Raw genomic sequence first — 10,449 nt, forward strand, 5'->3', positions numbered from 1 at the left:
GCGCTATACGTAACCGCGGTCGATCAACTCGTACAATTCATCGTCACTCCGGCTTTCCCGACCGGCTTCGGCCTCCTGCTCCGACGGGTCGGGCTCCTCCGGGACGAGCAGGGAGAAGAGGTGCCGGCCGAGGGCCCGCGGTGTGGGATGGGTGAAGGCGACGGTGGCCGGGAGCCGTACACCCGCGGCGGCCGTGAGCCGGTTGCGCAGCCGTACGGCCGTCGAGGAGTCGAATCCCAGCTCCTTGAAGGTCCGGTCCGACCGTGCGGCGAGGTCGGCGCCGGTCAGCCGGGTGTCCCCGGTGCTCAGTACGGCTGCCGCCTCGGCGCAGACGAGATCGAGGACCGTCGCCTCCGAAGGGCGCTCCACCGCCCCGGACCCGCCGGTCTCGGGCATCCCGGATGTCCCGGATGTCCCGGGCGTGGCGGTGTCGTCGGGCGCCGTCAGCCAGTGGCGCTGCCGCTGGAACGCGTAGGTCGGCAGCCCGACCCGGCGCGGCCGGTCCCCGGCGTAGACCGCCTCCCAGTTCACCGGTACGCCCCGGACATGGAGTTCGGCCAGCGATTGCAGGATCCGGTCGGCACCGCCGTCGTTCTTGTCCAGGGTGCCCACGATCAGCGGCCCGGCGTCCAGCGCGTCTGCGGTCTCCGCCATCGCCACCGTGAGTACGGGATGCGGGCTGACTTCCACGAACACGCCGCCCCGGTCGCGCATCAGCCGTTCGACGACCTCGCCGAAGCGCACGGTCGAGCGCAGATTGTCGTACCAGTAGGCGCCGTCGAGCCGGTCCGCGTCGAGCGGACCCCCGGTGACCGTGGAATGGAACTCCACGGCCACCCGCCGCGGTGACACATCGCCGACCGCCTCGATCACCCGGTCCCGGATGCGTTCGACGTGAGGGGAGTGGGAGGCGTAGTCGATCCTGACCCGGCGGGTCCGGACTCCGGCCCCCTCCGCCATGGCGGCGAACCGGTCCAGCGCGTCCAGGTCCCCCGCGATCACCACGGATCCCGGGCCGTTGACCGCGGCCACGGTGAGCCGGCCGGGCCACTCGCCCAGGCGGTCATCGACCCACTCCCGGGGCGCGGAGACCGCGTGCAGTCCGCCGATACCGGCCAGTTCGGTCAGGGCCCGGCTTCGGAGGGCGACGATCCGCGCCGCGTCGTCCAGGGAGAGGGCGCCCGCCGCGCAGGCCGCGGCGATCTCGCCCTGGGAGTGCCCCACCACGGCGTCGGGGACCACTCCCAGCGACCGCCAAACCCGTGACAGGGAGACCATCATCGCGAACAGGGCGGGCTGGACCACGGCGTCCCCCTGGTCGAGGGAGGGCGCCGAAGGTGCGTCCGTCACCAGATCCAGCAGCGACCAGTCCAGCCAGGGCTCCAGGGCCCGCGCGCAGTCGTCGATACTCCGGGCGAAGGGGGCCGACTCGGCGTAGAGCCGTCGTCCCATGCCCAGCCACTGCGAACCCTGGCCGGGAAAGACGAAGACGACCGGGCCCACCGGCCCCTCGGCGGTCCCCCGCACCACCCGGGGCGTGTTCTCGCCCGCGGCGACGGCGTCGAGCCCGGCCAGGGTCTCCGCGCGGTCGCCGCCCAGAACGATCGCGCGGTGTTCGAAGAGCGACCGGGTCGCGACGAGGGAGTGCCCCACATCGACCGCGGAGAGCGATGGGTCCGCGGCCACCAGCGCGCGCAACCGGGCCGCCTGCGCTCGCAGGGCCGGCTCGGATCGTGCCGACAGGACCCAGGGCGCGGGAGCGTTGCCCGGTGGGGCGGTACGGGGCGCGGTGGCCCCGCCGTCGACTGCCCCGGCCCGGCCGTCGGCCGTATCGGATCGGCCGTCGGGGGCCCCGGCCCGGCCGTCGGGGGCTTGTTCGAGGATCATATGGGCGTTGGTGCCGCCCATGCCGAAGGCCGACACCCCGGCCCTTCGGGGTCTGCCGCCGGGCGGGTCGGGCCAGGGCCGGGCGGTGCGGTGGACCTCGAAGTCCCGTGCGAAGTCCGGGACCGCGGGGTTCGGCGACCGGAAGTTCAGGGTGGGGACCAGCCGGGCGCGGTCGACACAGAGCGCCGCCTTCACAAAGCCGGCGATGCCCGCCGCGGGCTCCAGATGTCCGATGTTGGTCTTGACCGAGCCGATCGCCAGGGGGCGGCTCCGGCCGGTCCGCCGGAGGATCTCGCGCAGACCGGCGAGCTCCGCGGGGTCGCCGAGCCGGGTACCGGTGCCGTGGGCCTCGATGTAGTCGATGTCATCGAACGGGACGGCGGCGTCGTCGAGGGCGGCCTGTACGGTCGCCGTCTGCGCACCGGGGCTGGGGTCCGGCATCCGGGACGAGGCTCCTCCGCTGCCGGTGCTCCAGCCGCGGACCACGGCGTGGATACGGTCGCCGTCGGCGACGGCCCGGTCGAGCCGTTTCAGCAGGACGAACGCCCCGCCCTCGCCCCGGACGAAGCCGCTCGCCCGGGCGTCGAAGGTGTAGCAGCGGCCGTCGGGTGACAGGGCGCCCAGATTCGCCATGGGGAGGCCCGCTTCCGGGTCGACGATCAGGTTGACCCCGCCCGCGAGCGCCGTATCGACCGCGCCGCCGCGGATCCTGTCGCAGGCCAGCGCCAGCGCCACCAAGGACGATGACTGGCCGGTGTCCGCGCAGAGGCTCGTCCCGCGGAGGTCGAGGAGGTACGAGATCCGGTTCGCGATCAGGGCGCCGCCGGAGCCCAGTGCGGCGTAGTGGTCGTCCCGGTCGCTGCCGGAGTCTCTGCGCAGCAGCTCGTATCCGGAGGGCGCGGCGCCGACCACGACATCGATCCGGCGGCCCGCGAGCGAGTCGGCGGCGATCCTGGCGTCCTCCACGGCCTCCCAGGCGAGCTCCAGGCCCAGCCGCTGAACGGGGTCCATGGCGGCGGCTTCCACCGGTCCGATGTCGAAGAACGCGGCGTCGAAGCCGTCGACAGTGTCGAAGAAGGAGCCGTGGCCGACGGTGGCGGCGTCCGGGTGGGGCGGGCGGGGCGGCCGGCCCGCGGGGGCCGCCCGCCGCGCGGGGAAGGTGCCGACGGTCGACCGGCCTTCGAGCAGGAGCCGCCAGTACGCCTCCAGGTCGGGTACGCCGGGGAACCGGCACGACATCCCGATCACGGCGATATCGGTGGCTGCGCCACTCATCTCTGTCCCTTCCGGTTCCGTCCGTGTCCGGGGCGCGTGGGCGGTGCCGCGCTCACCGCCAGGAGGCGAGCAGCCTCAGCAGTCCGCCCGGCGCGTTCATGAAGTCGTGGTGTCCGCCGTCGATGATGTGGAACTCGACGGATTCGGCGTACCGGCGCCAGCCCTGGAGCTGGTCGAGGCTCACATCGGGGTCGTCGCGCCAGTGCAGGACGACGACGGGGCAGCCCACGGCGACCGGTGCGGTCCGCCGGTAGGCGCGGGCGGCGGCGAGATCGCGGCGGAGTACGGCCATGCCCAGGTCGATCATGTCCGGCCGGGGGGTGATGCCCCGGCCGCGGACGACCGATTCCAGTTCGGCCCTGAGCTCGTCGTCGGTCATGGTGAGCATGCGGTCGGACGAGGCGTCGTGCGGTGCGGGCTGGCCCGAGACGAAGAGGCGCTCCGGTCGGGGCAGGCCCTGTTCGGTGAGCCGCAGCGCGGTCTCGAAGGCGGGCAGCGCACCCGCGCAGTGGCCGAAGAACGCGAAGGGCCGGTCGAGTCGGGGGGCGAGGTGCCCGGTCAGCTCGGCGGCCAGGTTCTCGTAGGTTCCGTAGTGGGGTTCCGCCAGCCGGTTCTCCCGGCCGGGGAACTGTAGCGGGCAGACCTCGGCGTCGGCGACGGCGGCGGGCCAGGCGCTGAAGGCGGAGGCCCCGGAGCCGGAGTAGGGGAAGCAGAAGAGGCGGGCCGGATGGCCGGTGGGGCGCGGCCGGACGAACCACGGCGACGGGGTGCCGGCGGCTCCGGCAGGTCCGGTGACTCCGGCGGGTCCGGCGGGTCCGGCAGGTCCGGCGGGTCCGGCGGTCATGGTGCCGTCCGGTTCCGGGCCACGACGGGGAGATGGGTCATTCCGGCGATGAAGTAGGAGCGCAGATGCTCCGGTTCGCCGGCGAGTTCGAAGGTGCCGGTGTGCCGGAGCAGCTCTTCGAAGAAGATCCGCAGGGTCAGCCGGGCCAGGGGGGCGCCGACGCAGTAGTGCGGTCCGAAGCCGAAGGCGATCTGCGCCTTCGCGTTCCGGGTGAGGTCGAAGGTGTGGGGGTCGGGGAAGCGGGAGGCGTCGCGGTTGGCCGAGCCGATCCAGGCGACGACCGCGCCCCGGGCGGGGATCGTACCGCCGCCGATCCGGGTGTCGCGCACCGCGTACCGCATGAAGTTGCAGGCGGCCGAGGTCCAGCGGAGGCCCTCTTCGACCAGGTCGGGGACGAGCGACGGGTCGGCCCGGGCCTTCTCGAACTGGTCGGGGCGCTCGATGAGGGCGAGTACCGTGCCGGAGACGGTGTGCGGGGTCGTCACATTGGCACCCAGCAGGATGCTGTAGCCGTCGAGGGCGATCTCCTCGTCGGTGAGCGGCGCGTCGCCGGCGCGTGCGGTCAGCAGATGGTCGAGCAGGCTTCCGTCGGCGCCGCCTTCGGCCCGGCGCCGTTCGACCCACGCGGTGACATAGGTGACCAGTTCGTGGTGGGCGATGGCGAGGGTCGCGGCCTCGCCGCCGAGCCGGAAGTGCGGGTCGGAGGGTGCCGTCACCATCGCGGTGAGCCGGACCAGTTCGTCCCAGTCCCGTTCGGGGATGCCCAGGAGGGGGCCGGTGACGACGGCCGGGAGGAGAAGTGCCCGTTCGGCGAGGTCGAAGGGTTCTCCGTCGAAGGCCGGTGCGAGGAAGCGGACGACGGCCTGCCGGATCCGGTCCTCCCAAGGGGCGATCGCGCGGGCGGTGAGATACCGGCCGATGGCCCGGCGGACCTGGGTGTGTCGCGGCGGGTCGGTGGAGGTCATCAGGGTGCCCGCGGCGACGTCGTCGGTGCCGAGGTGGGTGACGACCGTGCCGCGTTCGGAGGTGAACTCCCGGTGGTCCCCGAGTACCCGGCAGACGTCGTCGTAGCGGGTCACCGACCAGAACTCGCGGCCGTCCGGCAGGACCTGGTGGTGCAGGGGTGCCCGGAGCCGCATGGCGTCCCAGACCGGATGGGGGTCGCCGTGGGTGTAGAGGTCCAGGTCGAAGAGGTCGATCCGGTCGAGGTCGAGGCCGGGGGCGGGTGGGCCGGGGGTGAGTCTCATGTGCGGGTCCTCCCCCGCTCGATCAGATCGGCGACCCGGGCCGGGGTCTGGGCCAGATAGAAGTCGCGTACGGACAGTTCGACGCCGTAGTCCCGGGTCACCCGCTCGATGATTTTGATTCCGATCAGTGAATTGCCGCCGAGTGCGAAGAAATCGTCGTCCGTGCCGACTTCACGGGCGTCGAGGTACTCGCCCCACAACGCCGCTATCTCCTGCCCGAGTGACATCGCCAGTCCTGTCCTTTCTCCGCCGAACGGGAATTCATGTCCCGGCCGTCGCCGGGACCTTCGCACTCGGCCGATTCGACGGTTTCCGGCATCGGCGGACCGGGCGGGCCATCAGTGGACCGGCAAGCCGGAACGGTGAGGTCATCGGCCCTGGACCGACGACGGTACAGCGATATCCGTTTCCGCATCCTTTTCCGCGGTCTTCGTCACGCCAACGTAAATGGCCGGGGAAACTCAGTGCAAGGGATACCGGTACGGATCCCGGGCCCGGTGGCGCTGTCCCGCTGACGGGACAGCGCCGTGGCCGGGGCGCCGCGGCCGGGGCGCGGGGGCGGGGCGCCGTGGCCGAGGCGCAGTGGCCAGGGCGCCGTGGCGTCATCCGGGGGCGGACTCCGCCGCGATCACATCGAGCACGTCGCGGCCCCGGTCGACCAGATACATATGATCGCCGGGCAGCTCCCGGTAGCGGAAGCCGGCCGTGGTCGCGTCCCGCCACTGGCGCGCCTCGTCGGCGGTCACCAGCCCGTCGGAGGCGCCGCGGAGCGAGCAGATCGGTACCGGTACGGGTTCGCCGGAGTCGGGGACGTAGTTCTCGTGCATCTCGCAGTCGGCCCGCAGTACGGGCAGTATCAGCTCCCGCATCTCCGGATGGTCCAGGGCCGCGTGCCGGAATCCGGCGAACTCCTCGACCCGGGCCAGGAACTCCTCGTCGGGGAGGCCGGTGGCCCGTCGCTCGCGCTGGGTCCACGGCCCCGGCGAACCGCTGACGACCAGGAGTTCGATCCGGATCCCGCGGGCGCTCAGCAGACGGGTCAGCTCAAAGGCGAGTACCGCGCCGAGGCTGTGCCCGAACAGTACGGCCCCGGCCCCCTCGCCCAGGGTCGCGGCGATACCGGCGGCCTCCGCCCCGGCGGCCTCGGTGGCCTTCCGGTAGGGGGTCTCCAGCATCCGCCGCTCCCGGCCGGGCAGTTCGAACGGCACCACCCGCCACCGGCCGGCGGACCACGCCCGCCAGGGGTGGAAGAACGACGCGCCCGCCCCGGCGAACGGTACGCAGAGCAGCGCCGTCCGATCCGCCGATGGGATTTCAGGGTTCTCCCGTCCGGTCATGTCCCCAGCTTCCGGTTGACGACCTCCATGATTTCGGCCACGGGTCCCGGCATATGGAGTTCATGATGGACGGCGCGTACATCGTGGACCTCGATGATGCCTCCGACATACGGCCGCCACAGATGCGCATAGGTGTTCTCCTCCAGTGTGGCATTGAAGAAGAGCACATCGCCCCGGTAGACCGGCGATTCAAAGTCGGACATGATGGCGGCGTTGTTGGCCAGGATTCTCGACATGGTGTCGACCAGTTGTTTCCGGTTCTCGGTACCCATGTACTCGCCGAAGTGTTCTTCGAGTTCTTCCCGGTAGTCCGAGACCGTTCTTCCGGTATGGATCTTTCTGAAGTATTCTCCGCCCGGCTGGGAGTCCAGTACGGCCACGAAGGAGATCTCGCGCCCCCGCCGGTCGATGGCCTCGGCGACGGCCTGGACGACCGTACCGCCGTAGGACCAGCCGACCAGATGGAACGGCCCGTCGGGCTGGATCTTCACCATCTCGTCGACGTAGTCCTCGATCATCTCCGGTACCGACGCCGCCAGGGCGTCCACACCGTTCCAGCCGCGGGACTGCAGCGTGTAGGCCGCCCGGTCCCGGACGTGCAGCACAAAGCTGAAGAAGGCCCAGCCGAGTCCGCCTCCCCCGTGGAGGAACCACAGCGGTTCCTTGCCCGTACCGGGGTCGTTGTTCAGCGGCAGGACGACCGCGAACGGGTCGGAGAGCTGCTCGGGTGTGCTGATGAGCATCAGCGCGGACAGCTCGGCCACCGTGGGGTACTTGATGATCGTCCGCAGGGGCAGGTCCAGATCGAACTCGTCGGCGATCCGGGCGCTGAGCCGTGTGGCCAGCAGGGAGTGCCCGCCCAGCTCGAAGAAGTCGTCGTCGATCCCGACGCTCTCGACATCGAGCAGCTCACGGAAGAGGGCGCACATCTTCTCCTCGTGCGAGTTGCGGGGCCCCCGGCCGGTCCCGGTACCGGTACCGGTCTCCTCGGCCGGCAGGGCGCCCGGGTCGGGCTCGCCGGCCGGGGTGAGCGGCAGCTCCCGCAGCGGGATCAGCACCGAAGGCACCATGGGTTCGGGGAGGTGGTCCCGCAGGTGGCCGGGGAGTTCGGCGAGGAGCGTCCGGGTTGCGGCGTCGTCCGCCGCGTCCCCGGGGACGGGGTCGGGACTGGGGCCGGGGACGGGCACGGGCACGGACCCGGGGACGACATAGGCCACGACGCGCCCTGCGCCGTCCCGGTCCTCCCGTACGACGGCCGCCGCCCGGGCCACCCCGGGGTGTGCGGTCAGGGCCCTCTCGATTTCCCCCGGCTCGATCCGGAAGCCCTGGATCCGGCGTTGCCGGTCCGTCCGACCCAGATGTTCGAGCCGACCGCCGGCGTCCCAACGCACCAGGTCTCCGGTGCGGTACATCCGGGCGCCCGGCGGTCCGAACGGGCAGGCCGGATAGCGCTCGGCGGTCGGCCCCGGCCGGCCGTGGTAGCCGCGGCCCACCCCGGCACCGGCGACGTACAGCTCACCGGGCACCCCGCGCGGTACCGGACGCAGCCGTCCGTCGAGCACATAGACCCGGGTGTTCCCGGCCGGGGTCCCGATCGGGGTCCCGGCCCCCACCTTCAGCCGCGCCCCGGCGCACCAGCCCGCCGTCTCGGCCGGGCCGTGGACCCGGTGCACCTCGGCGGCCTGTTTCGTCAGGGTCCTCGCCAGCCCGGCCGGCAGGGTGTCGTCCCCGATGACGATCCGCAGATCCTTCGCGGCATGCGGTTCGTGGCGCAGCAGGGTCCGCCAGAAGGCGGTGGTCGCCCGGACCGCGGTCACCCGGTGGCGGCGGATCAGGGCCGCCGCCGCGGCGGGATCGGTGAGCGTGGCCCGGTCCGCCAGGACGACGGTCGCGCCGGTGAGCAGGGGCAGATACAGCTCGGTCTCGGCGGTGTCGGACGCCGCCGTCGTCCCGAAGAGCATCCGGTCCCCGGGCGCCAGCGGGAACCGGCGGGCCGTGGTCGCCAGGAAGTTCGCCACCGCGCCACGGGTGACCACCACGCCCCTCGGTGTCCCGTCGGGGCCCGGGACATAGCCGATGTACTGGGCGTTCCCGGGGCGGACCGCGGGCTCCGGTGCCGTGTCCGGATACCCCGCGAGGTCGGCGCCGCCGAGGGTGGCGGCGTCCAGTTCGACGCGGGTGTCCGCGTCGTGGTTCAGTGCTGCGGTCCGGTGGGGCGGATCGTCCGGGTCCATCGGTACGGCGGTTCCCCCGGCCTTCACCACCGCGAGCAGCGCCACCACCAGCTCCACGGTCCGGGGCAGCCGTACCGCGACCCGGGTCTCCGCGGTGACGCCCCGTTCGGCCAGCCAGTGCGCCAGCCGATTGGACCGGGTGTCCAGTTCCCGGTAGGTGAGGGAGTCGTCCCCGGCGATGACGGCGGGCGCGTCGGGGGCCGTCGCGGCCCGGTCCCGTACGGCCTCGGTGAGGGCATCGTCCGGGACGGGCTCGGCGGTGCCGTTCGCCTCCTCCAGCAGCTGCCGACGCTCGCCGGGGAGGAGGATGTCGGCGTCCCCGGCGCGCAGTCCCGGCTCGGCGGCGATCCCGGTCAGGACCCGGACGAACCTGGCGGCGACGGCCTCGACCGTCTCCCGGTCGAACAGATCGGTCGCGTACAGGACGTCGCCCCGGAGCGCACCCGAACCGTCCGCGGCCAGATTGAAGAACAGATCGACCTTGGAGGCCGTCGGGGCGGCCGGTTCGACCTCCAGGGTGAGCCCGGCGAGTTCCAGCTCCGGCCGGGCGTAGTTCTGCAGCCCGAGCATCACCTGGAAGAGCGGTTGGTACGCGGCGGAGCGCACCGGGTTGATCGCCTCGACCAGCAGATCGAACGGGACGTCCTGGTGTTCGTAGGCCGCGAGTGCCTTGTTCCTGACCTGGGCGAGCAGTTCGGTGAAGGCGGGGTCGCCGGCGAGTCCGATCCGCAGGACCTGGGTGTTGACGAAGAAGCCGACCAGATCGGCGAGCGCCTCGTCGGTGCGCCCGGCGATGGAGCTGCCGATCGTCACATCGTCCCCGGCGCCGAGCTTGCGCAGCAGCACGGCCAGCGCGGCGTGCAGCACCATGGACAGGGTCGCCCCGCGTTCGTCGGCCAGCCGCTGGAGTGCGGCCGTCACCGCGGGCTCCACCACGAGGTCGACCGTGGCGCCCCGCCCGCTGGACTCCGCGGGCCTGGGGCGGTCCAGGGGCAGATTCAGCGGCTGCGGCACATCGGCGAGTTCCTCGCGCCAGTAGCGGATCTGGGTGGCGGCGAGGCTCTCCGGGTCGGTGCTGTCGCCGAGTACCTCGCGCTGCCACATCGTGTAGTCCTTGTACTGCACGGGCAGCGGCTCCCACCGCGGGGCCCGGCCTTCGCGGCGCGCGGTGTAGGCGGTCGCGAGATCGCGGGCGAGCGGGGCGCCGGACGCGCCGTCCGTGGCGATGTGGTGGACGACGAGGACGAGGACGTGCTCCCGGGGCGAACAGCGGAACAGGCTCGCCCGGACCGGGGGTTCGGCGGCCAGATCGAAGCGGTACGCGACGGCGTCGGCGACCGCGCCCGCCACGTCGCCGGGCGCGATATCGGTCAGCGGCACATCGGGCGCGCCCTCGGCCGTCGGCAGGATCCGCTGGTGGAGTGTGCCGTCGTCGGTCGTGCCGTAGACGGTGCGGAGGATCTCGTGCCGGTCGACCACATCGCGGATCGCCGCAGTGAGCGCGGCCCGGTCCAGGGGGCCGGTGAGCCGGAACGCGGCGGGCATGTTCCAGTTCTCCGACCCGCCCTCCATCTGGTGCAGTAGCCACATACGGCGCTGTGCGTACGAAAGCGGAATCATCGCCT

The 10,449-nt window shown here is 72.4% G+C and carries 6 protein-coding genes; all 6 read right to left on the reverse strand.

Annotated features, from left to right (window positions below; translation table 11 throughout):
- Positions 1-3 precede the first annotated feature (3 nt).
- The 6 genes from ACFXG1_RS07070 to ACFXG1_RS07095 all read right to left on the reverse strand — a co-directional run bounded on the left by ACFXG1_RS07070 (position 4) and on the right by ACFXG1_RS07095 (position 10,444).
- Entirely contained in the window at positions 4-3,162 is a 3,159-nt protein-coding gene (locus tag ACFXG1_RS07070) for a type I polyketide synthase (RefSeq protein WP_384741479.1), read from the reverse strand.
- Between the two features lie 52 nt (positions 3,163-3,214).
- Positions 3,215-4,006 (reverse strand): thioesterase II family protein, encoded by a 792-nt coding sequence (locus ACFXG1_RS07075; protein WP_384741481.1) that lies wholly within the window; start codon positions 4,004-4,006, stop codon positions 3,215-3,217.
- A complete protein-coding gene (locus tag ACFXG1_RS07080) occupies positions 4,003-5,253 on the reverse strand; it encodes a cytochrome P450 (protein WP_384722127.1) in 1,251 nt (416 codons plus the stop codon). The genes ACFXG1_RS07075 and ACFXG1_RS07080 overlap by 4 nt, the downstream gene beginning before the upstream one ends.
- The gene (locus ACFXG1_RS07085; protein WP_384722130.1) at positions 5,250-5,480 is read right to left on the reverse strand and encodes a phosphopantetheine-binding protein; all 231 of its coding nucleotides are present in this window, start codon (positions 5,478-5,480) and stop codon (positions 5,250-5,252) included. The genes ACFXG1_RS07080 and ACFXG1_RS07085 overlap by 4 nt, the downstream gene beginning before the upstream one ends.
- A 375-nt stretch (positions 5,481-5,855) precedes the next feature.
- Positions 5,856-6,590, reverse strand: coding sequence for a thioesterase II family protein (locus tag ACFXG1_RS07090; RefSeq protein WP_384723199.1), 735 nt, complete (start codon positions 6,588-6,590; stop codon positions 5,856-5,858).
- On the reverse strand, positions 6,587-10,444 hold the full coding sequence (locus ACFXG1_RS07095) for an amino acid adenylation domain-containing protein (RefSeq protein ID WP_384741484.1): 3,858 nt from the start codon (positions 10,442-10,444) through the stop codon (positions 6,587-6,589). The genes ACFXG1_RS07090 and ACFXG1_RS07095 overlap by 4 nt, the downstream gene beginning before the upstream one ends.
- Positions 10,445-10,449 lie beyond the last annotated feature (5 nt).

It is taken from the genome of Streptomyces sp. NPDC059248 (genome assembly GCF_042753905.1).
Taxonomy (GTDB): domain Bacteria; phylum Actinomycetota; class Actinomycetes; order Streptomycetales; family Streptomycetaceae; genus Streptomyces.

What these genes read in the sequence shown, in the direction of transcription:
- ACFXG1_RS07070 (WP_384741479.1), bottom strand. Translation starts at nt 3,162, where the DNA reads ATGAGTGGCGCAGCCACCGATATCGCCGTGATCGGGATGTCGTGCCGG.
- ACFXG1_RS07075 (WP_384741481.1), bottom strand. Translation starts at nt 4,006, where the DNA reads ATGACCGCCGGACCCGCCGGACCTGCCGGACCCGCCGGACCCGCCGGA.
- ACFXG1_RS07080 (WP_384722127.1), bottom strand. Translation starts at nt 5,253, where the DNA reads ATGAGACTCACCCCCGGCCCACCCGCCCCCGGCCTCGACCTCGACCGG.
- ACFXG1_RS07085 (WP_384722130.1), bottom strand. Translation starts at nt 5,480, where the DNA reads ATGTCACTCGGGCAGGAGATAGCGGCGTTGTGGGGCGAGTACCTCGAC.
- ACFXG1_RS07090 (WP_384723199.1), bottom strand. Translation starts at nt 6,590, where the DNA reads ATGACCGGACGGGAGAACCCTGAAATCCCATCGGCGGATCGGACGGCG.
- ACFXG1_RS07095 (WP_384741484.1), bottom strand. Translation starts at nt 10,444, where the DNA reads ATGATTCCGCTTTCGTACGCACAGCGCCGTATGTGGCTACTGCACCAG.